This window comes from Campylobacter sp. RM12647, from assembly GCF_020138135.1.
In the GTDB taxonomy this organism is placed as follows: Bacteria; Campylobacterota; Campylobacteria; order Campylobacterales; family Campylobacteraceae; genus Campylobacter_E.
In genome coordinates, this window is the sequence record NZ_JACGAS010000007.1 from 26801 (window position 1) to 49610 (window position 22810).

General features: G+C 27.8%; 22 protein-coding genes and 1 pseudogene. 7 read left to right on the plus strand and 16 right to left on the minus strand.

All coding sequences use genetic code 11. The features are described 5' to 3' along the window. Positions 1 to 96 precede the first annotated feature (96 nt). Both AVBRAN12647_RS04055 and purU read left to right on the plus strand, forming a co-directional pair. Complete coding sequence (locus tag AVBRAN12647_RS04055; RefSeq protein ID WP_336609871.1) at positions 97 to 2706, plus strand: valine--tRNA ligase; 2610 nt, start codon at positions 97 to 99, stop codon at positions 2704 to 2706. A 3-nt stretch (positions 2707 to 2709) separates the two neighbouring features. Continuing rightward, entirely contained in the window at positions 2710 to 3537 is an 828-nt protein-coding gene (gene purU, locus AVBRAN12647_RS04060; RefSeq protein WP_214118690.1) for a formyltetrahydrofolate deformylase, read from the plus strand. A gap of 136 nt (positions 3538 to 3673) precedes the next feature. On the opposite strand, the gene AVBRAN12647_RS04065 is transcribed toward purU, so the two are convergent. From AVBRAN12647_RS04065 to AVBRAN12647_RS04085, 5 genes are all read right to left on the minus strand, one after another. After that, positions 3674 to 4324, minus strand: a complete 651-nt coding sequence (locus AVBRAN12647_RS04065) for a hypothetical protein (RefSeq protein WP_336609870.1) — start codon at positions 4322 to 4324, stop codon at positions 3674 to 3676. A gap of 45 nt (positions 4325 to 4369) precedes the next feature. Next, positions 4370 to 4987, minus strand: a complete 618-nt coding sequence (locus AVBRAN12647_RS04070; protein ID WP_336609869.1) for a hypothetical protein — start codon at positions 4985 to 4987, stop codon at positions 4370 to 4372. A 9-nt stretch (positions 4988 to 4996) separates the two neighbouring features. After that, positions 4997 to 6010, minus strand: a complete 1014-nt coding sequence (locus AVBRAN12647_RS04075; RefSeq protein ID WP_336614738.1) for a Cj0814 family flagellar-dependent secreted protein — start codon at positions 6008 to 6010, stop codon at positions 4997 to 4999. 15 nt (positions 6011 to 6025) lie between these two features. Then, positions 6026 to 6961 carry a hypothetical protein gene (locus AVBRAN12647_RS04080; protein ID WP_336614739.1) on the minus strand — a complete coding sequence of 312 codons (936 nt, stop codon included), beginning with the start codon at positions 6959 to 6961 and terminating at the stop codon, positions 6026 to 6028. Between the two features lie 160 nt (positions 6962 to 7121). After that, positions 7122 to 7877: a hypothetical protein gene (locus AVBRAN12647_RS04085; protein WP_336614740.1), complete on the minus strand. Its 756-nt coding sequence runs from the start codon at positions 7875 to 7877 to the stop codon at positions 7122 to 7124. Positions 7878 to 8034: 157 nt separating this feature from the next. Here AVBRAN12647_RS04085 and tatB point away from each other — a divergent pair, with 157 nt between their 5' ends. From tatB to AVBRAN12647_RS04105, 4 genes are read left to right on the plus strand one after another with little or no spacing between them, the layout of a single operon-like run. Further along, positions 8035 to 8478, plus strand: a complete 444-nt coding sequence (tatB, locus tag AVBRAN12647_RS04090; RefSeq protein ID WP_214118044.1) for a Sec-independent protein translocase protein TatB — start codon at positions 8035 to 8037, stop codon at positions 8476 to 8478. Then, positions 8471 to 9235 carry a twin-arginine translocase subunit TatC gene (gene tatC, locus AVBRAN12647_RS04095; protein ID WP_239802633.1) on the plus strand — a complete coding sequence of 255 codons (765 nt, stop codon included), beginning with the start codon at positions 8471 to 8473 and terminating at the stop codon, positions 9233 to 9235. Before tatB ends, tatC begins: the two co-directional genes overlap by 8 nt. Then, the gene (queA, locus tag AVBRAN12647_RS04100) at positions 9228 to 10241 is read left to right on the plus strand and encodes a tRNA preQ1(34) S-adenosylmethionine ribosyltransferase-isomerase QueA (RefSeq protein WP_239802634.1); all 1014 of its coding nucleotides are present in this window, start codon (positions 9228 to 9230) and stop codon (positions 10239 to 10241) included. The genes tatC and queA overlap by 8 nt, the downstream gene beginning before the upstream one ends. Before the next feature lie 9 nt (positions 10242 to 10250). Further along, positions 10251 to 11393, plus strand: coding sequence for a hypothetical protein (locus tag AVBRAN12647_RS04105; RefSeq protein WP_214118037.1), 1143 nt, complete (start codon positions 10251 to 10253; stop codon positions 11391 to 11393). An 8-nt stretch (positions 11394 to 11401) separates the two neighbouring features. Here AVBRAN12647_RS04105 and AVBRAN12647_RS04110 read toward each other — a convergent pair whose 3' ends face one another. Genes AVBRAN12647_RS04110 through AVBRAN12647_RS04120 form a run of 3 tightly spaced genes read right to left on the minus strand, consistent with a single transcriptional unit; the run spans position 11402 to position 13519 of the window. Beyond that, entirely contained in the window at positions 11402 to 11941 is a 540-nt protein-coding gene (locus AVBRAN12647_RS04110; protein WP_214118035.1) for a DapH/DapD/GlmU-related protein, read from the minus strand. Positions 11942 to 11943: 2 nt separating this feature from the next. Further along, the gene (locus AVBRAN12647_RS04115; RefSeq protein ID WP_336614741.1) at positions 11944 to 12390 is read right to left on the minus strand and encodes a cyclophilin-like fold protein; all 447 of its coding nucleotides are present in this window, start codon (positions 12388 to 12390) and stop codon (positions 11944 to 11946) included. Beyond that, positions 12356 to 13519 carry an iron-containing alcohol dehydrogenase gene (locus AVBRAN12647_RS04120; RefSeq protein ID WP_336614742.1) on the minus strand — a complete coding sequence of 388 codons (1164 nt, stop codon included), beginning with the start codon at positions 13517 to 13519 and terminating at the stop codon, positions 12356 to 12358. The genes AVBRAN12647_RS04115 and AVBRAN12647_RS04120 overlap by 35 nt, the downstream gene beginning before the upstream one ends. A 111-nt stretch (positions 13520 to 13630) precedes the next feature. On the opposite strand from AVBRAN12647_RS04120, the gene AVBRAN12647_RS04125 reads away from it, so the two are divergent. Next, the gene (locus tag AVBRAN12647_RS04125) at positions 13631 to 14494 is read left to right on the plus strand and encodes a LysR family transcriptional regulator (RefSeq protein WP_214118028.1); all 864 of its coding nucleotides are present in this window, start codon (positions 13631 to 13633) and stop codon (positions 14492 to 14494) included. 74 nt (positions 14495 to 14568) lie between these two features. Here the strand turns inward: AVBRAN12647_RS04125 and AVBRAN12647_RS09720 are convergent, their stop codons facing one another. The 8 genes and pseudogenes from AVBRAN12647_RS09720 to AVBRAN12647_RS04160 form a co-directional block, all read right to left on the minus strand. Next, on the minus strand, positions 14569 to 15078 hold the full coding sequence (locus tag AVBRAN12647_RS09720; RefSeq protein ID WP_239803726.1) for a methyl-accepting chemotaxis protein: 510 nt from the start codon (positions 15076 to 15078) through the stop codon (positions 14569 to 14571). 24 nt (positions 15079 to 15102) lie between these two features. Then, positions 15103 to 15861 (minus strand): annotated as a pseudogene (locus AVBRAN12647_RS09725) (PAS domain-containing protein); the annotation flags it as partial. A gap of 143 nt (positions 15862 to 16004) precedes the next feature. Continuing rightward, positions 16005 to 17951 (minus strand): HD domain-containing phosphohydrolase, encoded by a 1947-nt coding sequence (locus AVBRAN12647_RS04135; RefSeq protein WP_214118019.1) that lies wholly within the window; start codon positions 17949 to 17951, stop codon positions 16005 to 16007. Between the two features lies 1 nt (position 17952). After that, positions 17953 to 18684 (minus strand): 3'(2'),5'-bisphosphate nucleotidase CysQ, encoded by a 732-nt coding sequence (locus tag AVBRAN12647_RS04140; protein ID WP_239802638.1) that lies wholly within the window; start codon positions 18682 to 18684, stop codon positions 17953 to 17955. Next, entirely contained in the window at positions 18684 to 19118 is a 435-nt protein-coding gene (locus AVBRAN12647_RS04145; protein WP_214118015.1) for a DUF2147 domain-containing protein, read from the minus strand. Before AVBRAN12647_RS04145 ends, AVBRAN12647_RS04140 begins: the two co-directional genes overlap by 1 nt. A 4-nt stretch (positions 19119 to 19122) precedes the next feature. Next, positions 19123 to 20133 (minus strand): tRNA (adenosine(37)-N6)-threonylcarbamoyltransferase complex transferase subunit TsaD, encoded by a 1011-nt coding sequence (gene tsaD / locus AVBRAN12647_RS04150; RefSeq protein WP_336614744.1) that lies wholly within the window; start codon positions 20131 to 20133, stop codon positions 19123 to 19125. Continuing rightward, complete coding sequence (fumC, locus tag AVBRAN12647_RS04155; protein WP_267524896.1) at positions 20130 to 21518, minus strand: class II fumarate hydratase; 1389 nt, start codon at positions 21516 to 21518, stop codon at positions 20130 to 20132. Before fumC ends, tsaD begins: the two co-directional genes overlap by 4 nt. 11 nt (positions 21519 to 21529) lie before the next feature. Beyond that, positions 21530 to 22789, minus strand: coding sequence for an aminoacyl-histidine dipeptidase (locus AVBRAN12647_RS04160; RefSeq protein WP_336614745.1), 1260 nt, complete (start codon positions 22787 to 22789; stop codon positions 21530 to 21532). Positions 22790 to 22810: the final 21 nt, after the last annotated feature.

Consider the following 22810-nt stretch of genomic DNA (forward strand, 5'->3'; position numbering starts at 1 on the left):
CACAAATTAAATTAAAAGCCAAAAAGTCTAGCAAAATAACCTAAAAATAAGCAAAAATTAATAAAATGGCAAAAAACACTAATTTAAGGATTATTTATGAGCGATTTTTACAATCCAAAAGAAATTGAAAAAGATTATTATGAATTTTGCAAACAAAAAGGCTATTTTGAAATAGATGGAAATAAAAACATTCAAGAAAATGGCAAAAACTTTGCAATTATGATGCCACCGCCAAATGTTACAGGTGTTTTACATATAGGACACGCACTTACATTTACCTTGCAAGACATTATTACAAGATATAAAAGAATGGATGGCTTTAAGGTGCTTTATCAACCAGGCTTAGATCACGCAGGCATTGCTACTCAAAATGTAGTTGAAAAGCAACTTTTAGCAAAAGGGATTAAAAAAGAAGAGCTAGGGCGTGAAAAATTCATAGAAAAAGTATGGGAATGGAAAGAGCAAAGCGGTGGAGCTATAGTTAAGCAAATGCAAGCACTAGGCATTACTCCTGCCTTTTCAAGACTTCGTTTTACTATGGATGAAGGGCTTCAAAATGCTGTTAAAAAAGCTTTTGTGGACCTTTATAATAAAGGCTTAATAGAGCAAAATAACAGAATGATAAACTGGTGCACAAAAGATGGAGCATTAAGTGATATTGAGGTTGAATATGAAGAAAATAAAGGCAAACTTTATCATATAAGATATTTTTTAAATGATAAGGATTATTTAGTAGTTGCAACTACTAGACCTGAGACTTATTTTGGCGATACTGCCGTAATGATAAATCCAGAAGATGAAAGATATAAGCACTTAGTTGGTAAAGAAGTTACGCTGCCTATTATAAATCGTAAAATAAAAATCATAGCTGATAGCCATGTTGATATGAGCTTTGGAACAGGAATTGTAAAAGTAACACCAGCTCATGATAATAATGACTATGAAGTAGGACTTAGACATAATTTAGAGTTTTTAACTATTTTTGATGAAAATGGAATTTTAAACGAGCATTGTGCTGAGTTTAAAGGACTTGAAAGACTTGAGGCTAGAAAAATAGTAGTTGATAAACTAAACGAATTAGGCTTTATTGAAAAAATTGAAGATTATGTAAATCAAGTTGGACATTGTTATCGTTGTAAAAATATCGTTGAGCCGTATATTTCTAAACAATGGTTTGTAAAAACCGACATTGCAACAAAAGTTATAGAAAAGGTAAATAATGGTGATGCTAAGTTTTATCCAGCTCATTGGATAAATAGCTTTAATGCTTGGCTAAGAGAATTACGCCCTTGGTGTATCAGCAGACAACTTTGGTGGGGACATCAAATTCCTGTTTATTATTGTGATGAGTGCGAACATATTCATGTAAGTGAGAGAAAGGTAGAAAAATGTGAAAAATGTGGTTGTGAGAGTATCACTCAAGATAAAGATGTGCTTGATACTTGGTTTAGCTCGGGACTTTGGGCATTTTCAACTCTAGGTTATAACAATGGCGATTTTGGTAAAGGCACTTTATGGAATGAAAGTGATATAAAAGACTTTTATCCAAATTCGCTTTTGATTACAGGCTTTGATATATTATTTTTCTGGGTATGTAGAATGCTATTTCAAAGTGAAAATGAGCTAGGCGAAATCCCATTTAAAGACATTTATCTTCACGCACTTGTAAAAGATGAAAACGGACAAAAAATGAGTAAGAGTAAAGGCAATGTAATTGACCCACTTGATAGCATTGATAAATATAGTGCTGACATTTTACGCTTTACTTTAGCACTTTTAGCCGTTCAAGGAAGAGATATAAGAATGAGTGAAGATAGAATGATTTTAGTTCGTAACTTCACAAATAAGCTTTATAATGCGGTAAATTTCTTACTACTTAAAGGTAAGGATTATAAGATACTAGATAGCTATAAAACAACACTAGGTATTTATATGAACGCAGAATTTCAAAAATGCGTAAATGAAACTCGCAAAAACTTAGATGAATATAGATTTAATGATGCTGCTATGAATATTTATAAGTTTTTATGGGATGAGTTTTGTGATTATGGAATTGAGTTTAGCAAGGCTGATGAGAGTAGTATAGATGAGCTTGCGAGCGTATTTTTAAATGCTATGAAATTGCTTAGTCCATTTATGCCATTTATTAGTGATTATTTATATCATAAATTAGGTAGCACAAGTATTTTTGAAAACGGCTCAATTATGGTAGAAAAATATCCTAAAATAAATGAAATTTCAACCACTGAAGAGCAAATTATCAAAAACTACGAGCTTTGCAAAGAAGCGATTAATAGCCTAAGAAGTATCAAAAAAACAGCAAATATTACTGATAAAAACGCTCCGGCACAAATTATAAGCGAACATAAATTTGATGAATATTATCTAAAACTAATAGCAAAATTAGCTAAAGTAGGAGAATTAAGCCAAGATGAAAATCCTAAAGAAAGCTTTAGTGTAAATGTTAGCACGAACCTAAAAACCGCTATTTTTGTAGATAGCAAAGCACTTGATGAAATGAAAGCTAAGTTAGAAAATAGATATAAAAAAGTTCTAGCAGAATACGAAAAGCTAAACAAAATGCTAAGTAATGAAAAATTCGTAGCTAACGCACCAACACAAGTTGTAGAACAAAACAAAATTGCTATGCAAAAAGCTGAAAACGAATTAAATGAAATAAAAGCTGAATTAAATAACATAGGATAAATTATGAATGAATATATCTTAAAAATCACTTGCCCTGATAAAAAAGGGCTTGTGGCTATTATCTCAAATGAGATTTATAAGGCGGGATTTAATATAGAAAGCAATAATGAATTTGTAAATAGCGATACAAATTCTTTTTATTTTCTAGCGATTTTAAGCTCAAGTGAGAGTGTAAAAGATGATTTTATAAATAATTTAAAACAGATTTTAACAGACGCACAAATCACATTTAGCCCAAAAAGAAAGAAAAACATAATAATCCTAGCATCAAAAGAACTTCATTGTTTAGGGGATTTGCTACTTGCAAACTATGAAGATGAACTAAATGCGAATATCTTAAAAGTTATGGCAAATCACGATTTAAGCGATTTTGTGAAAAGATTTGATATAGATTTTAGCCTAATTGATACTAGCAAAGATAAAGAACTTTACGAGCAAGATATAATTCAAGAGATTAAAAAATACAATGTTGATTATATAGTATTAGCAAAATATATGCGGATTTTAAGCCCAAATTTTGTAAATACTTTTAAAGATAAAATCATCAATATTCATCATTCTTTTTTACCTGCATTTATCGGTGCAAATCCATATCTACAAGCTTATGAGCGTGGGGTTAAAATCATAGGAGCAAGTGCGCATTTTGTAACGGATAATTTAGATGAAGGACCTATCATTTTTCAAGACATAGTTAGAGTAAATCACACTTATAATTCAAAAGATTTAAGAAAAGCAGGTAAAAAAATAGAAACTCTAGTGCTAAGAAATGCCCTTGAAAAAGTGTTTGATGATAAAGTATTTATTGCAGGTAATAAAACAATTATATTTTAAAAAAAATTGAAAATACAATTAGGGTTTAAGTTTTTAAGCCTTAATTTTATTAAACTCCTTAGCTTATCAAACACATATAATAATTTTTGATTAGTTTTAAAATTATGCTAATTTTACGATTTTAAATTCTTTTAATCTAAACTTTTTTATCGTATAAATTCTCGCCATTTTTATAGGCTAAAAATATAGCCAACAAATCTCTTTCATTTTTGATTTCAGTTTTATTTAATTTGCTTAAAATCTCTTCCATACTTTCACGAATATTATCACTTTTCACTTCTATGGGTTTAAACTCATCTTTTTTAAGCTCTTCGCTAGTTTCTTCTATATTATCTTTTAGATTTTCTTGCTTAAGTTCGTTTATACGCTTTAAGTATTTTTGCTTAAATTCATTCACGCTAATATCACTTGCAAAAAGCTCTTTAATCTCATAATCATAATTAGCAGTACAATCGTTGTTTAAGGCATTTTCTTTTAAAAATGCCTTAATATCCTTTGCCTCATCATCGTTTTGAAAAAGCTTAGAAATAAACATTTCAGGATGAAGCCTAGCATAACCAAAATCTCGCATATAAACATAAAATATAGAAATATCACTAATATTTGTCGATGCATTATTGTTACTTATATTATTGTTTTCTTGACTATCATTTTGACCTTTAAATAAAGCGATATTACTTAATTCTTTTAAGTATTTATTCTCTTCTTCTGGTGTTTTTGCTTTTTGATAATCTTTATAAGCTTCATTCCAATTTCTTAGATTTAAATCATTAAAATTAATTTTCATTTTTTACTCTTTTGATAAAAATTAAGATTTTTAAATTCTTTTATTTTAAACCCTTTTATCATATAAATTCTCGCCATTTTTATAGGCTAAAAATATAGCCAACAAATCTCTTTCATCTTTAATATTTTGAATATTAATTTTGCTAAGTATTTCTTCCATACTTTCACGAGTGCTAGTGCCTTTTACTTCTATGGCTTCGTAAGGTTTTTCTTTAGTTTGTTCTTCTTTTTCTTCTTGTTTAATTTCTTCTTTAGATTGTGATATTTTTAAATCTTCATCTGTATTAGAAAAAATACTTTTCATTAATTTATTTTTTTCTTCATTACTTATGTTATCTGAAGTTAATTTATCTAAATTTTTAAAAAGTTTATTTAGAGTTTTTACCAATTCTTCTGTATCAATTTCTGGAGATTTCTCCAATTCCAACCTTATATGCTTTACAACATCAGGGTCTAACGCTCCATACATACCATAAGTTAGCTTATCACGAAGACCTAAATTATTGTCATATAATGGTTTATAGGTCGGATCGTTTTCTAGCTTTTGCTGAGCTAGTTTTAGATATTCTAAACTAGCCCCATCATTTGCTTTATTTTGTGAATTTTTATTATTAAGCGTATTTGCATAAGTATTTGAAAAATTATTTACTCCATTAACCATCATAACAAATCCCTATACTTTCATATCAAATAAACTTATATTTTTTTGGCTGTATTGTAAAGCCACTTGCAAAAACTCTTCAAATGTTTCATAACTATCTATATCTTTAGGAGCTTTTAGATTTTTACCACTTAGCATTTCATATAATAATTTTTGATATCGCTTCATAATACTTTCAAATTCTTTACCATCAAACCCATCTACATTTTGTAATTTTAATGAGCTAAGTTCTTTTGGTAAAGCTCCATAATTTAACCTATCCATAGGAGTAAATCTATCCTCTCCTATTTGCTTAGCATAATCAGTTCGCTCACCTTCTACCAAAAAATAATTACTACTAAGAGCTGCAATTAGTAAGCCACCTTTTGTGTATTCGCTGTTTTCTGTTTTATAATGTTCTTCATGTGGATTCCAGCAAACTGAAGCAGAGTTTCTAAGCCATTTAGCGTAAATATTATCATCTCGTGTTTCATAATAATTAAAAACATTACCATCTGCACCAAAAATGGTTGATAATGAGTATGTGTCTTTGTGCTTTGAAAAAACATTAGAAAACTCTTTAGATTTAAAATAATTATTAAATTTGTCATCATTATCAAATATTTGAGTAACTTCTAAGGTGCTTTTTCTCATTTCATATAAATGTGGGGTGTTTGACAAAGTATCTTTAGAAAAACTATCGTTTAAGTTTAAAAATTCATCTCCTACAACTTGTCTTACAACATTATAAGCATTACCAACGCTTTTTGCTATATCAATTGATTTACAAATTTTATAAAGTGATATTGCATTTTCATTATGTTCTATTAAAGATTTTAAACTATCGCTATGTATTTTAAAATCTTCAGCAATTCCTGCTGCTTTGTTAAAATCACTTGTAAAAAAGCCATCTTTATCAATTCCGTATCCTAAAACAACTCCTACCTTTTTATCATCTGCTTTATTGTCTACTTTTTTAATCTCGTTATTTGTTTCTTTTTTGCTTATATTAGTTATTTGATATGTTGAATAAGAATTTATTTTCATAATTATTCCTTTATTTTAAACTCTTTTATCATATAAATTCTTGCTATCTTTATATGCCATTACAATAGCTAATAAATCTCTTTCATCTTTTACTTTGCGTGGGTCAATCTTACTTAAAATCTCTTCCATACTTTCACGAGTGCTTGTACCTTTTACTTCTATGGGTTTTCTTTTTATATTCTCATCTTTTTCGGAATTTTCTTGTAAATATTTCTCTCCAAAATGTTTTTCATAACCATTTTGCTCTTTGTATAAATCAACTTCTAATTTTAAAGCCAAATAACCGATTTTAAACTCATCTAAATCATCAAGAGCAAATAAATCCATAAGCCTATCCATAAAGCCACCGCTCCCACAAAAAACATCTCCTAGCTTTATATTGCCTTGAGAAAATCTGCTTAGATAAAACTCAGGCACGCTAGTATCTCCAAAATTTGTATCATTAGTAGCAAATCTAACGCCCACAATCTCGTTTTGCTTTAAAAACTCTAAAAGTTTTAAATCGTTTTTAATAAATGCTTGATTATAAATATTATTAGCTTTTGTATTTATTTGTAAAGCGTCTAACTTAGAAAGAGCCTTTTTGTCATCGTTTTCGTTGAAAAATGCAGGGTGTAAAGAATTAATCACTTTTACCATTTCTTCAGCTCCGACACTCTTGCCCGTTTCTATCCAGTATTCTCGCTCTTTTTTATTCATTCCATAAAAAAGCATACCTTCCATAAACTCGCTTTCAAGCATAGCGTGAAGCTCTGGATGCTTAGATTTATTTACACCCAAAAGTATTCTTTGTGTATTATTTGGCTCATAAGTTCCACATTCATCTTGTGGAACATCTTTTAATAAATTCATAACTTGCTCTTTTATATTATCTTTAGGAGTTTGAGTGGTTGGAATTTGATTTTTAATATTTGTTTGATAATTTATATAATTGTTATTTGTTATTTGCATTTTAAACCCCCGTTATTTTTCTATATCGGTAAGTTTAAAAAAATATTAATAGATATTTAATTTATATCTGAACTCTTTTATAAAATTTTTAGCTTTAATTCTTATTCATATAAAATATTAATCTATATTCATTTTAACAATTTTATAAATTTTCTTTATTTTAAACTCTTTTATCATATAAATTCTCGCCATTTTTATAGGCTAAAAATATAGCTAATAAATCTCTTTCATCTTTAATATTTTGAATATTAATTTTGCTAAGTATTTCTTCCATACTTTCACGAGTGCTTGTGCCTTTTACTTCTATGGCTTCGAATGGTTTTTTATCTTCGGTTTTGTCTTTTTTATCTTCAACTTTTTCATCATTTTCATTTATGCTAGATATTTCATCACTTGGCTTTGGATTTTTGCTATCTTGAATATTTTCACTATTTTGAATATTTTCATGCTCTTTGCCTTGTTTTATCTCATCAATTCTTGCTAGATATCTTTGCTTAAACTCATCTTCGCTAATATTTCTTGCATTAAATAGCTTTGCTATTATTACATCTTGATTCCATTTATAATCTCCTAAGCTATCAGAATGCTCCTTTAAAAAATCCTTTAAATCTTTTTGCACATCTTGATTTGCTTCAGGACTAAAGGCTCTTTCATAAATTGTATTCGTATACATATCGCCATATAAAGCATCTTGATGTTCAAGTAACATATAAATAACCATACTTTGAATTTTTGCTTCATTGCTATTAGTTGGGTAATTAAAATCCAAGCTATCGTGAGTATCGGGGTAAAACATTTTAATAAAATCATCATATCTTTTTGCATTTTCTTTATTTTCAAGTCTTCCTTGAACTAATGCTTGATTATTATTTGGCTTTTGTAATGGTAAGTTATAATTATTTGAACTAATTTTCATATTTTATCCCTTTAAAATAATTTAATAATTAGTAAATATATTAATTAAATATAACTAAATATAACTTTAAAAAGATTAAGTAGCAAAACTTAATTTAAACTAACGATTAAAAAAAATTAGATAAATTCAGCAAAAAATTATCTAAAAGAGTTTTATTATGAGTTTTATGGAAATTGTTATTATTTTAATAGTTGCTGTTTTGGTTTTAGGACCTGAAAAACTACCTGGCACTATAGTTGAAATCGCAAAATTATTAAAGGCTGTTAAAAAACAAATTAACGAAGCTAAATCAAGTATAGAAAACGAAATCAATATTAGCGAATTAAAAGATGAAGCTAGAAAATATAAAGAAGAAATCACAAAAGCAAATGATAGTATCAGAAAAAAACTAAGCTTTGAAGAATTTGATGAGATTAAAAATACTTTAAGTGATTTTGAAAAAGACGCACAAAATGCTTTAAATAGCACTATTGATAGTGTAAAAAATACAGAAAACTCAAATCAAAATTCAAATTCTACAGAAGAAAAAAATATAAATACAGAAGAAAAGCAACTTAGCAAAAGAGAACAATTTTTAAAAGAAAAGAGCGAAAATGTTTGAAGAATTAAAACCACATTTAGTTGAACTTAGAAAAAGATTATTTATTAGTGTAGTTGCTTTGATTTTAGCTTTTTTTGTATGTTTTGTATTTTGGAAACCAATACTGCATTTTATTTGTGTTCCACTTATGAATGTATTGCCTGAAGGCTCTGAAATTATATTTTATAAACCACAAGAGAATTTCTTCACTGCTATGCAAGTGTCTTTATTTGCAGCATTTCTTGTAGCATTGCCTATAATTTTGTGGCAAGCTTGGAAATTTGTTGAACCAGGTTTATATGAAAATGAAAAAAGATTTGTAGTGCCTTTTGTATTTAGCGCTACTATTATGTTTTTGATTGGTGCGGCGTTTTGCTATTATTTAGTAGTTCCTATTGCTTTTGATTTTTTAATCAATTTTAGCGGTGGAGAATATAAGGCTATGCCTTCAATTTCTGAATATGTGAGTTTTTTTACAAAATTAGTAATTGCATTTGGATTAGGATATGAATTACCTGTTGCTATATTTTTCTTAGCAAAAATTGGTCTTGTAACTGAAAAAACTCTTATTAGAAATTTTAGAGTTGCTATATTAATTATTTTTATATTCGCAGCAATTATGACCCCGCCTGATGTATTTTCGCAATTTTTAATGGCAATTCCTTTAATTGGGCTTTATGCTATTTCAATTTATATTGCTAAAGTAGTAAATCCAGCTGACCCTGATATAGATAGCGAAGATGATGAAAAAGAATTATTAGAAGATAAAAATGCTTGATAATTTACTAAGTTCTTATGATTATGATTTGCCAGAAGAATTAATAGCAAAATACCCTGCAAATCCTGCTGATAGTGCAAAACTATTAGTATATGAAAAAAATAGTGGAAAAATTACTCATAGTGTATTTTATGAATTAGCTAATTTTTTGCCTGAATGTGCTTTGATTTTTAATGATACTAAAGTATTTAAAGCTAGATTTTATGGCAATAAAATTAGTGGTGCAAAATGTGAATTATTTATAAATAAAATTCTAGCAAATGATGAGTTTTTAGTGCAAATTAGGGGTAAAGTTAAAGAAGATGATATTTTAATTTTTCAAGATAATTTAAACGCAAAAATATTAAAGCTAAACACAGATGGCACCAGAATTGTGAAATTTTGCAAAAACAATGAAGTTTTAAAAACCGATGAAGTTTTAACAATTAGCGAAAAAATCGGACATATTCCACTACCACCATATCTTAAAAGAATGGATAATTTAGATGATGAGATAAATTATCAAAGTGTGTTTGCTAAAAATATTGGAGCTGTTGCAGCACCTACTGCGTCATTGCATTTTACGAATAGAGTTTTAGATAGTCTAAAAGATAAAAAAAGCGCTTATATTACTTTACATGTTGGTGCAGGAACTTTTGCTAGTGTAGAATGTGAAAACATACAAGAACATAAAATGCATAGCGAATACTTTAATCTAAGCGATGAAGCAATAAAATTAATTAATAGTGATATACCTATTTTAGGGGTTGGCACAACTGCTACAAGAACAATAGAGTATTATGCAAGGACAAAAAAAAGTAGTGGTGAATGTGATTTGTTTTTAAACCCATCTAATAGACCAATTAGACAAAATTATTTATTAACAAATTTTCATTTGCCAAAATCAACTTTAATTATGTTAGTAGCTAGTTTTATAGGTAGGCAAAATACTTTAAAACTTTATGAAGAAGCTATTAAAAATAAATATAAATTTTACTCATACGGCGATGCAATGCTTATTATTTGAAAGGAAAATATGAAAAAATTATTATTAATTTTAATCTCAACCTATCTATTTGCAGATTCTAAAATAGATTTTTCTGATAAAGATACAATACTTTTATTTGTAGTTTTAGGTGGCTTAATAGTTTTATTATTAGCTTATATTTACAAGCTAAAAATGAAATTAAAAACTAAAAAAGTAAAAATGTTTAGTGTTAGCGATGAAGCAGAATTTGAAAGTGAAAGTTTTGAAAAATCATCTTTATATTTTGATTTACAAGAAGTATTTTTGTATTTTTTCAAAACGCTAAATTACGAAGCTAGTGTTAAAAATAATATATTTTTAGTTAGACAAGATATGTTATATCTAAACGATAACAATGAAAAATGTATGCCAAATAGGTATTTTTATGGAGATTATACAAATATTATCAATGCTATTTGGGCTGCTGCTGATTTGATTAATCAAAATGTAGAAAATGAAACCATATTTATTGATATTGGAATTATGAATAATATGCAAAATAGAACTCTTTTATGCGTTGATATTGGAGTTTGTGGGGTTGTTGATGATAAAAAAACTGAACTATTTAAAAGCTTTACTAATCCTAAAAAATTATCTATTTCAGAACAATTACATAAATTTAGTGGATATATGAAAAAAATTGATGGTTCTAGCTATGCCTTTAAGGATACAAATGAAAGAATTAATCACGCAATCTGTCTTAGTATCCCAATACTAATCAATGATAAAGAAAATAATTTACCAGATGTAACTCCAAAAGATAGATTAAGTGTTTTAATAGTTCATAACAATATTGACATATCAAAAACAATCACTGCAAATCTTGAAAGCTATGAAATAAACTGCATTCAAAACCAATCAAGTAATGGTCTTTTAGAAAAAATTGAAGATGGGGTAAATTGCGCTTATAGAGCTGTTTTATTAGACGCAAATCTAATTAATACTTTTAATGAATATGATTTAAATCGTTTAGTAAAAGCACAAGATGAATATTGCTTTAAATTAATTCTTATACTAAATAATCATAAAATAACACCTAATATTGAAAAGATTATTCAAGAAGTAGATTTCCTACCATTACCATATACAATTGATAATATTCGCTCAATTGTAAATATCATAAAAACTCAACAAGAAAAATTATTAAGCTAATTTATTAATTAGCTTAATTTTATAGTTTTAATTAATTTAGCTGGAACTCCTGCTACTATTTGAAATTCTTCAACATCTTTAGTAACCACCGCACCAGCTGCTATTATTGAGCCTTTTTTAATTTTTACTCCGCTAAGTATTGTGGCATTTGAACCAATCCAAACATTATCTTCTATTGTTATTGGCTTTAATACCATATCAGAGCGTTTAAATGGATTGATATCGTGATTTATAGTAGCTAATACTACATTATGCCCTATTAAAACATTATTTCCAATATAAATTCCACCTTGGTCTTGAAATTTACAACCGCTATTTATAAATACATTTTTGCCTACTGAAATATTTTTACCGCAATCCGTATTAAAAGGTGGAAATAAAGTAAAACTTTCATCTACTTCTTTACCAATTAATTGAGAAAATAATTTATTTAATTCTTCTGGTTCATTATAAGTATTGTTAATTTTAAAAGTTATTTTCATAGCTTCTTTAGCTTGTTTAAGCATAAGTTTATGCTCAATAGAATTTGCTTTTACATACTTAATCATAATTAATCCTTATTTTTAACATAAAACCTAGCATTAATTTTGCCATTACCTAAAAGCCTTTTTAACTCATCTTTATTAATGCCATAAATTGTTCCTAATTTAGTAAAACTCCAAGAATTATTATCATAATAAATTACTATATTATTAGCATTATATAAAATCAAATCAAGTGCTTTAGCTTGAAAATATTTATCATTAGTAGGAAGATTTTTATCAATTCTTCCTACCTTTTCAAACCCACCATAATCATTCATTAAAACATTCAAATCAGACTTTTGTAATACTTCATAAAGAGCAGTTGATGATGAATTGCTTTCTAATTTTATTCTTAATTCTTGATTATTTATTTCAACATATATTTCATCATTGCTAAATCCATTTAACACACAAAAAGCTCCTAAACCAATAAAAATGCTAAAAACTTTTCTTAAGTATATGAATAATTTCATCTTTATTAAGCTCCTTATAACCACCATTTAAGATGAATACATTATTAGCAATATCTTCAATCAAGCTTTCATCTACTAATAAATCTTTTATATTCATACAAAGATCTAGCTCACTCATCCAATCTCTCATAGCAAATAGTCCTAATTTAGCTATTTCTTCATCGCTTTTATTATCTTTTATATCCCAGACATTAATAGCAAACCTTTTAAATTTATCAATATTATAAGGCATTATATATTCATAATACGCCAAACTAATAGCACTTAAAGTAGCTCCGTGCGTTGCATTGGTAAAGCCACCAATAGCCTGACCTATCATATGAACCATCCAATCTCCATTTTTACCACAATGAAGCATAGTATTTAATGCTAGAGTACTTGCCCACATAATATCGCTTCTAGCCTTATAATCATTAGGATTTTTGTTTGCAATCTTGCTTGATGAGATTATTGAACGCATAAGCCCTTCTGCTAAATAATCGCTCACATTATCATCTTCTTTTGAAAAATATTGCTCTAAAATATGGTTAAACGCATCATAAATTCCATTTATCATTTGGTATTTGCTAAGACTTAAAGTGTATTTAGGATTTAATATAGAAAACTTAGGAAATACTCTTTTATCATTAAAAACTTTTCCTATTTTTTGATGAGTTTTTTCATTTGTAATTACACTACCACCATTCATTTCAGAGCCTGTCCCACACATTGTCAAAATACAACCTAGCGAAACTACATCACAATTTGGCTCAAGTTGATTTATAAAATACCTATCCCAATAATCATCGCTTGAGTTTATACTAACTGCTAAAGCTTTTGTATAATCACAAACAGAACCGCCACCTAAAGCTAATAAAAAATCAGCTTTATGCTCTCTTGCTATCTTTACACCTGAGTTTAATTTTTCTAAAGTAGGATTTGGCATAACACCATCAATATATGCTACATTTTTGCCTAATTTATCTAGTATTTTTACAATTTGGTTAAAAATACCATTTTTATGCACCGAACCGCAACCATAAACCAAAACAATATTTTTACCATATTTACTTAGTTCAAATTCTAAAGATTGCTCTACTTCATCAGTAAAATAAATCTTAGTTGGATTGTGAAAAATAAAATTATTCATAAAAAATCTCCTTGTTTTAAAAGTAAAATAATTTTATTTATTTTTAGTAGAAATATCAAATACTTATAATATATAATTAATTATAAAAATTAATTATTTCTAAGGAATATTATGGAAATTAGAGTTTTAAAATATTTTATAGAATCTGCAAAATTGCAAAACATAACTAAAGCAGCTAATAAATTAAATCTTACTCAACCAAATCTATCAAGACAATTAAAAGATTTAGAAACAAAATTAGGGCAAAAACTTTTTATTAGGACAAATTATAAAATTATTCTCACAAAAGAAGGAGAAATGCTTTATAAAAGAGCTTGTGATATTTTAGATTTAGTTGATAAAACCGAGCAAGAATTTAAAAATTTAAAAGATTTTAATGGTGGAGATGTTTATATAGGCTGTGCTGAGTCAATTGGAATAGCCAAAATAGCAAAAACTGCTAAAAAACTACAAAATAAAAATTTTAAGTTTCATATATTTAGTGGAAACTATGAAAATGTGGTAAATAAATTACAAAATTCTTTAATAGATTTTGCCGTTGTAGTTCAAGAATTTGATATTAGCAATTTTAGTTATTTAGATTTAAATCATAGTGATACTTGGGGGATTATTATGAAAAATACTTCAAAATACGCTAAGCAAAAAGACATAAGCATAAATGATTTATTTCAAATGCCACTTATAGTATCAAGACAAGGTTTTACGCAAGAAATGCCAAATGTTTTAAGACAAAATCAAGATAAGCTAAATATAGTAGCTACTTATGATTTATTATACAATGCTGCAATTTTTGTTAAAGAAGATATTGGATACGCTTTATCTCTTGATAAATTAATTAATACTAATGATGATTTATGTTTTAAGCCTATAAACCCATTAATTACTTCTAATTTAAGGTTAATTTGGATTGATGATAAATTAAGTGATGTTGCGAGAATTTTTTTAAAAGAATTGCAAAAAGACTTAAAAAACTAATTTGAAATTCCTAAGAATTTCAAATTATATTTATTTATTTATTTATTTATTTATTTATTTATTTATTTATTTATTTATTTATTTTCTTCCATAGCTCTTGCTACTTCTTCTGAACTTTGTTTGATTTTATTCATACATTCATTTGCAGTATTTGCTAACACAACACTATCATTTACTTGAGCTATGCTTTTATTTATACTCTCAACAACATTAGCACTAACATTTCTAATAGAATTAATTGTTAAAGTAATTTCATTAATTGATGTTGCAGTCCTTTCAGCAAGTTTTCTAACCTCATCAGCAACCACAGCAAAACCACGACCATGCTCGCCAGCACGAGCAGCTTCAATAGCAGCATTTAATGCTAATAAATTAGTTTGCTCTGCAATATCTTTAATAGTTTGAATAACAGATACAATCTCATCTGATTGAGTATTTAACGAATTAACCAATTCACTACTTTCATTCATAATTTCTGCTATTTCTTGGACATTTTGCACGGTTTTAGCAATAACTTTACTACCTTCATTTGTGCTTTCATCATTTTTTTGTGCTAACTCGCTTACGATTTTATTTTTATTCAAATCTCTTATTACTTGCTCACTAACATCGCTTGCAAATTTAATTACCTTATAAACCTTACCTTCGGCATTATAAACAGGATTGTAACTTGCTTCTAAATATACAGGATTATTATCTTTTGTATATCTTATAAATTGACCTGATTGAAAATGTCCGCTTCTTAAATCTTCCCAAAATTTTCTATAATCACTACTTTTTACATATTCACTATCACAAAACATAGAATGATGTTTGCCTATAATTTCGCTTTTTCTGTAATTTAATGTATTTAAAAAATTATCATTTGCATCAAGTATTTCCCCGTTTGGAGTGAATTCAATTAAAGCCATAGACTTACTTGCTGCATTAATTGTGTTTTTTAAGTCCAACAATTCATTTTCATGCTCTGTAATATCAGCAGCAAACTTAATTACTTTATAAACTTGATTTTGCTCATCTACTATTGGTAAATAATTTGCTTCTAAATAAACTACTTGACCATCTTTTGCAAATCTTTTAAACTGACCACTTTGTGGAATATTTCTTGATAATTCTTGCCAAAAGATTGAATAATCACTTGAATTAACATAATGTTTATCACAAAATATTCTATGATGCTTACCTTTTATCTCTGCTAGTGTATATTTTGTAGCTTTTAAAAAATGCTCATTTGCATCAACAATATTTCCTTTAGTATCAAATTCTATAATCGCCATTTCTTTATAAATAGCTTTTAAAATAGCTTCTTTATCTTTTAACTCGTTAATAATCTTGTCTTGTATTTCTTTATTATTTTTAAAAAACATTAAATTACTCCTAATTTTAAAAAAAGGAGCGATTATAAATAATTTTATTTAAAAAAGTATTAATAGTTTAAATTAAAGCAAATAATTAATCCAAATCAATGAAAAATTAATTTGGATTAATCTAAAAAATCAACAAATTACAATCACATTAAATTATCATCAATATATTTATCAACATATTTTTCTTTTATTGCAAATATTTCTTCTTTACAAGCAAAAAATGCTTCAACCACTTTAGGGTCAAATTGAAAACCTGAATTATCACTAATATATTTGCAAACTTCATCAAGTGGCCAAGCTTTTTTATAACATCTATCACTTGCAAGTGCGTCAAAAACATCAGCTAAAGAAACAATTCTTGCATAAATATGAATATCATCACCTTTTTTACCCATTGGATAACCGCCACCTGCATATTTTTCGTGATGCTCGTGAGCGATGATTGCTGCTGCTTCCATAATTTTGCCTTTAAATCTATGCAACATTTCATATCCTATTTGTGCGTGTTTTTGCATAGTTTTAAATTCTTTTTCATCAAGTCTTCCAGGTTTATTTAAAATAGCATCAGGAATTCCAATTTTACCAATATCGTGAGTTGGAGCACCATAACTAATTAGCGTTACTTCTTCTTCACTTAATCCCATTTGTCTTGCTATGGCTTCGCTTATTTTACCTACTCTTTTTACATGATTTCCAGTTTCTTCACTTTTGCTCTCAACCATTTCAGCTATTGAATAAATTAAATCTTTTTGAGCATTTAAAATATCTTCTTGGAATTTCATTCCTTCATAAATCTTACCTGAATAATCAGCTGCAATTCTTAGATAATCTAAATCATCTTTATCAAAATTATTATTAATATCTGTAAGTTTATTTAAAGCTTGGAATACCCCAATAACTTCATGCTCACTATTTAAAATAGGCATAGCTAAAATTGATTTAGTGCTATATTTTGTTCTCTCATCATTTGAGCTATCAAAATACGGATTGCTTTTTGGATTATTTTCTAAAATAGCTTCTTTTGTCTCAATTGCACGACCTACTATTCCTTTACCAAAAGGAACTCTAATCTCACCTACTCCATCAGCGTGTAAGGTATAATATTCTTTTCTTTCATTATCAATAAACCATACACTACATCTATCAGCTTGAATGTTTTGTTTAACCATTTCGCCTAAGGTATTTAGGTTGGCTTTAGAATCAGAGTTTTTAGAAATTTGAGAAAAGCATTCAAGTATGGTTTCTAGTTTTTGTTCTTGGTCTAAATTATGTCTTTTCAATACATTTATCATATCACTTTGATAATTTGTATTAAATTGCATAAATGAACCATTTTTAATAATCATTCCATAATCTTTTAAGATATTAAATTCTCTTAATTCTTCTTCTATTTTATCTTTAAAGCAATATTTAATGTGATATACATGGAAAATCACATCATCTCTTACTTGCTCTTGTATTTTTTTTAATAATTTTGGAGTTAAGTGTTTTGAATCTTGTGCTAATTTTTCTAAACTTGAATCAAAACTAACATCAGCAATTACTTGTCTTATATCAGTTCTCTTATTGATTAATTCCACTATATCATCGTGATAATAAGTATCTGAAGTAAAATATATACTATCTTTATCATAGCTTAAAATAAAGCCAAAACTACCTTCAGTGTGATAGCTCTTAACTGGCTCTATTGTTATATCATCTATTAATAATTTATCTCCTACATTAATTTCTTTATAAACTATAGCAGGACTTCCATTTGGCAATTTTATCTTTGCAAAATCAGGCCAAATTTTATTGTTAAAAAAATGCTCTTTAAGATTATCTATACTTTCTTTACTAGCATATATACAAATACTATCTTGAAGTTTTAAAAAATAATTATCAACATATAAAGCAATAGCACAAATATGGTCTAAATGAGTGTGAGAAATAAAAACATGCTTTATAAAATTATCATCAGTTGGTTTTGGTAAAAATCCCGCATCAATTACACCATTTAAACTAAATTGAATGCAAGTTAAATTATCACTTAAATATTTGCTAACCGAAGAACCTTCAAAAACTATTCTATGTGTGTTAAAAATATTCATATTAATCCTTATTAAATACACTTGAAAACGCTATAAAAGGTTTGCAAGAAAAATTGGGCGTATTATAATTCAATTTTTGTTTATCAAGCCCTAACATTAATCCACCACTTTGATTTATTAAAAAATCCCCAGCAGCTAAATCCCAAGAATTGAGCCTTTCGTATCTTAAATATACATCAGCATCACCTTCTAATAAAGCACAAAACTTTAATGCAGAGCCTATATTTAATGCCGAGTATCCGTAGCTAAATGGAATTTTACTATTATTTATATCTTGTTCTTTTCTTAAAGATACTAAAGCTTTATTTGATTCTTTTTTAACTTTATTTAGGATTTCTTGATTTTTATAAACTGGCATATTTTTAGCTGAATAATACAAATTCTTATTGCAAACATCATAAATTACACCTAAAATTGGTCTTGTATCTTCAATCAAGCTAATACAAACGCAAAAATTTTTTCTATTTTTTAAATAGTTATTAGTGCCATCAAGTGGGTCAATTAGCCAAAATAAAGATTTTTTTCTTTTTTCATAATCTAAAATCTGTTCTTCAGAACATATATTAATTTTACTTTTTCCTAAAATATCAAATATGATTTCATTAGCTTTTAAATCAGCTGAACTAACTAAAGTTCCATCTGGTTTTGTATTAATTAAAGGGTGTTTTATATCAATTATTTCATCTCCAGCAATTCTTGCTGCTCTTTTAGCAAGAGTTAATAACTCTTGCATTATTTTTCCTTAATCCAAGTCTGACTTCTTCCTATTAAAGAAAATCCAACATATCCTCTTAAAATTAATTTATCATCTTTAAAAGTTGCATTTGCTCTATATAATTTACCACTTTCTGGATCAATTATATAACCACTTTTATAAGAATTTTCACCATCTTTTTTTAATTTATAAAGCAATGGCGCACCTACTATTTTCATCTTTCTAGCATCTTCTGCATAAGTAAAATAATCATAAGTTTTTTCACAAGATTTACAAAGTTCATCATCGCCATATTCAAACAATTTAACAACTTTGCCAAATAATTCATTATTTTCTTCATAAATATGCCATCTAGCAGTTTTTTTACCATTTTCATCAATACTTATATAATTACCATAATCCTTAGCTAATAAACTACCTAATAATCCTAAACATAAAAATATTTTTTTCATTAAATTAAAGCCTTTTAAAATTTTTTGATTTTGGGTTTATTATATCATCACTTATATTTACAAAATCTTTATTTTTGTATGCAATAACCCCTGCTCTTGCTATCATTAAAGCATTATCAGAACAATATTTAAGCGGAGCTAACAATAATTGCATATTATTTTTTTTACAAATTTCATCTAATTTAGACCTAAGCAATAAATTAGCACTTGCACCACCAACTACGCCTAATGCTTTATAATTTTTATTATGTAAAACTATGTTTAATTTATTAATTATATGTTTACAAGCAATTCTTTGAAATGCTGCTGCTATATTTGCTTTTTGAGTATCTAAAGTATTATTTGCTATACAATCATTAATAGCTAATCTCACTTGATTTTTAATACCCGAAAATGAATACTCAAGCCTACTTTTACTTGGGATTGGTAAAGAAAACTCATAAGTATTATTGCGTTCATTTTTTGCTAATTCTTCAATAAATACCCCACCAGGATAACCAAGTCCTAGCATTTTTGCAACTTTATCAAAACTCTCTCCAAAACTATCATCACTTGTAGTTGCTATTAAATTTATATCATATTCTTTAGTAATCTCAAGTATCATGGTATGACCGCCACTTACAAGCAAAACTAAAAAATCATTCATTATTTCTTTATCTAAAAATAAAGAACAAATATGACCTTTTAAATGATTTATCGCAATTAATGGTATATTTAAAGCCACACTTAAAGCCTTAGCCATTGCAACTCCACTTTGAAGAGATACTGATAATCCTGGCTCATTAGTAACTGCAATTGCCTTTAATTCGTTTAAAAAAGGCTTGGTTTTAGCTAATATTTTAGGTAAAGCTTCAGTATGTAGCCTTGATGCAAGTTCAGGTACAACTCCACCAAATTCATTATGCTCATCTTGAGATATTTTTTCATAAAATAAACATTCATAAGTATTTACATCAATAACTGCGATGCTTGAATCATCGCAGCTACTTTCTATTGCTAAAAGTAATTCTCTCATTTTGGCTTAATCATATTTGCAGGAACTACAAATTTATCAAAATCTTCTTCACTAACTAAGCCTAATTCTAAGCAAGATTCTTTTAGGCTAATTCCTTTTTTGTGAGCATTTTTTGCAACTTTTGCTGCATTTTCATAGCCAATATGTGGATTTAGTGCAGTTACTAGCATTAAAGAATTATTTAAATTATAAGTAATTTTATCAATATTTGGAGTAATTCCTATAGCACAATTATCATTAAAACTAATCATACCATCAGCTAATAATCTTAAACTTTGTAAGAAATTATAAATAATCACAGGCTTAAATACATTTAGCTCAAAATTACCTTGAGAAGCTGCAAAACCAATTGCCGCATCATTTCCCATTACTTGAACGCTAAGCATTGTTAAAGCTTCACTTTGAGTAGGATTTACTTTACCTGGCATAATTGAGCTACCTGGCTCATTTTCAGGAATACTAAGCTCTCCTAAACCACATCTAGGACCACTTGCAAGCCATCTAATATCGTTTGCTATTTTCATTAAATTTGCTGCAAGAGCTTTAAATGCTCCGTGTAAAAATACTAAAGCATCGTGGCTTGTAAGTCCGTGGAATTTGTTTGGGCTACTTATAAATTTAGTGCCTAAAAGTTCGCTTAATTTTGCTGATACTTTTTCACTAAGTTCTGGATGAGCATTAATTCCAGTTCCAACAGCTGTTCCGCCAATTGTTAGCTCTCTTACATCTTCAAGCGCTTTTAAAATATGTCTTTTTGAGCTTTGTAACATATATACATATCCACTAAATTCTTGACCTAAAGTAAGTGGGGTTGCATCTTGCAAGTGAGTTCTTCCGATTTTAATTATATTTTCAAATTCTTTTGCTTTTTTATCTAGTGTTTTTTCTAGAATTTCTAATGCAGGAATTAAAGTCCTTTCAGTTTCTAAAACTGCAACTATATGCATTGCAGTTGGGAATGTGTCATTTGAGCTTTGGCTCATATTTACATGGTCGTTTGGATGGACTATTTTTTCTTTAGTAAAATCCATTCCACTAAGTTTAGTAGCAAGATTTGCTATAACTTCATTTAGGTTCATATTTGTTTGTGTGCCTGAACCTGTTTGCCATATAGCAAGTGGGAATTCATCATTATGTTTATTAGCTAAAATCTCATCACAAGCTTTAACGATTGCATCTTTTTTTACATTGTCTAATTTGCCTAAATCATTATTTACTAAAGCTAAAGACTTTTTAAGATGTGCAAAAGCGTGGATTAGTTCTACAGGCATTTTTTCTGTGCCGATTTTGAAATTCTCTAAACTTCTTTGTGTTTGTGCTGCCCACAATTTATCTGCAGGAACTTTAACTTCACCCATTGTATCGTGTTCTATACGAAAACTCATTTTATCTCCTTTTATTTGTAGTTTTTAATTAAATCAAATGTTGTGTTTTTAATAATATCTATTGTGCTAATCTCACATCTTTCATAAATACTATGTGGGCTTAGGATATTTGGACCTATTGAAGCACATAATAATTCATTTTGCTTAGTTTTTAGCACTCCGCACTCAAGCCCTGCGTGAATACTACTCATACTAGCTTTTGGATTATATTTTTGTAAAGAATTAAGCACTGCATAAGTAAAATCATTTGGCACAGGCTCCCAAGGCTCATCTTTAGCAAGTAGTTTTGCTTCGTAATTATTAAAATGTGCTTTGGTTTTATAAAAGACTTCATCTAAATCTGCTGAATTATCGCTTCTTGCAAATAATTTAAGCTTTAATTCATCATTATTTTGACTAATAATTGCTAGATTTACGCTAGTTTTTACTATATTTAAATCCCTTGAATAAGACCAAACTCCGTGTTTATAACTAGCAATTAGACTTAAAATATCTTCTTGAATTACTTTTTCACCTTTACTCTCAAGCTTGGTTATTTCAATATTTTCGCTAGATTTAAGTTCAGTGTCGCTATAAAAAATAGCCTTAGCATTTACACTTATACTATTAGTTCTTTCTCCACCACTAAAGCTTACTAATTCAGCATCGTTTTTATATAAAAATAAAGCTAAATCACTAATAGCACTAGGAATGTTTTTAATAATATCAATCCCACTATGACCGCCTTTATAGCCTTTAGTATGAGCTTCATATAAATATTTTTTACTAGGGTTTTTATAATTTAGCTTAATATTTACATTCATCATTAAACTCGCCGCACAACCAATTATTACTCTATCTACACACTCGCTATCAAGATTTAATAAGTGTTTTGAACTAATTTTTAGTTCTAAATTATTTGCACCTATAAGCCCTACTTCTTCATTAGCGGTAAATAAACATTCAAGGTCGCTAAACTCATTCATAGCTTCCATCATAATGGCAATTCCTATACCATTATCAGCACCTAAGGTTGAATTATTTGCCTTAATAAATCCATCACTTTCTATTATATTTATATTAGGTGCATCTCCAACACAAACCATATCATAATGACTTTGCAAGCATATATTAGGATTTCCCTTTTTGCATAAAATATTTTCAGCCTTATCAACTAATACCTCAAAACCTTTTGATTTTGCATAATTAATTAAAAAATCTTTTAATTTAACTGCATCAAAACTACAATGCGGAATTGCTGCAATTTGTTTAAAGTTTTCTAAAACTCCCATTCTTTCTCCTTATTTTTAAGC

Bases quoted from the DNA above. Each gene is read 5' to 3' on its own strand.
- AVBRAN12647_RS04120 (WP_336614742.1), bottom strand. From the start codon at position 13,519: ATGAATAATTTTATTTTTCACAATCCAACTAAGATTTATTTTACTGAT.
- AVBRAN12647_RS04105 (WP_214118037.1), top strand. From the start codon at position 10,251: ATGAAAAAATTATTATTAATTTTAATCTCAACCTATCTATTTGCAGAT.
- AVBRAN12647_RS04160 (WP_336614745.1), bottom strand. From the start codon at position 22,789: ATGGGAGTTTTAGAAAACTTTAAACAAATTGCAGCAATTCCGCATTGT.
- tatC (WP_239802633.1), top strand. From the start codon at position 8,471: ATGTTTGAAGAATTAAAACCACATTTAGTTGAACTTAGAAAAAGATTA.
- tsaD (WP_336614744.1), bottom strand. From the start codon at position 20,133: ATGAGAGAATTACTTTTAGCAATAGAAAGTAGCTGCGATGATTCAAGC.
- purU (WP_214118690.1), top strand. From the start codon at position 2,710: ATGAATGAATATATCTTAAAAATCACTTGCCCTGATAAAAAAGGGCTT.
- AVBRAN12647_RS04140 (WP_239802638.1), bottom strand. From the start codon at position 18,684: ATGCAAGAGTTATTAACTCTTGCTAAAAGAGCAGCAAGAATTGCTGGA.
- tatB (WP_214118044.1), top strand. From the start codon at position 8,035: ATGAGTTTTATGGAAATTGTTATTATTTTAATAGTTGCTGTTTTGGTT.
- AVBRAN12647_RS04080 (WP_336614739.1), bottom strand. From the start codon at position 6,961: ATGCAAATAACAAATAACAATTATATAAATTATCAAACAAATATTAAA.
- AVBRAN12647_RS04125 (WP_214118028.1), top strand. From the start codon at position 13,631: ATGGAAATTAGAGTTTTAAAATATTTTATAGAATCTGCAAAATTGCAA.
- AVBRAN12647_RS04145 (WP_214118015.1), bottom strand. From the start codon at position 19,118: ATGAAAAAAATATTTTTATGTTTAGGATTATTAGGTAGTTTATTAGCT.
- AVBRAN12647_RS04055 (WP_336609871.1), top strand. From the start codon at position 97: ATGAGCGATTTTTACAATCCAAAAGAAATTGAAAAAGATTATTATGAA.
- AVBRAN12647_RS04065 (WP_336609870.1), bottom strand. From the start codon at position 4,324: ATGAAAATTAATTTTAATGATTTAAATCTAAGAAATTGGAATGAAGCT.
- AVBRAN12647_RS04070 (WP_336609869.1), bottom strand. From the start codon at position 4,987: ATGATGGTTAATGGAGTAAATAATTTTTCAAATACTTATGCAAATACG.
- queA (WP_239802634.1), top strand. From the start codon at position 9,228: ATGCTTGATAATTTACTAAGTTCTTATGATTATGATTTGCCAGAAGAA.
- AVBRAN12647_RS04135 (WP_214118019.1), bottom strand. From the start codon at position 17,951: ATGAATATTTTTAACACACATAGAATAGTTTTTGAAGGTTCTTCGGTT.
- AVBRAN12647_RS04115 (WP_336614741.1), bottom strand. From the start codon at position 12,390: ATGAAATTATTCATATACTTAAGAAAAGTTTTTAGCATTTTTATTGGT.
- fumC (WP_267524896.1), bottom strand. From the start codon at position 21,518: ATGAGTTTTCGTATAGAACACGATACAATGGGTGAAGTTAAAGTTCCT.
- AVBRAN12647_RS04085 (WP_336614740.1), bottom strand. From the start codon at position 7,877: ATGAAAATTAGTTCAAATAATTATAACTTACCATTACAAAAGCCAAAT.
- AVBRAN12647_RS04110 (WP_214118035.1), bottom strand. From the start codon at position 11,941: ATGATTAAGTATGTAAAAGCAAATTCTATTGAGCATAAACTTATGCTT.
- AVBRAN12647_RS04075 (WP_336614738.1), bottom strand. From the start codon at position 6,010: ATGAAAATAAATTCTTATTCAACATATCAAATAACTAATATAAGCAAA.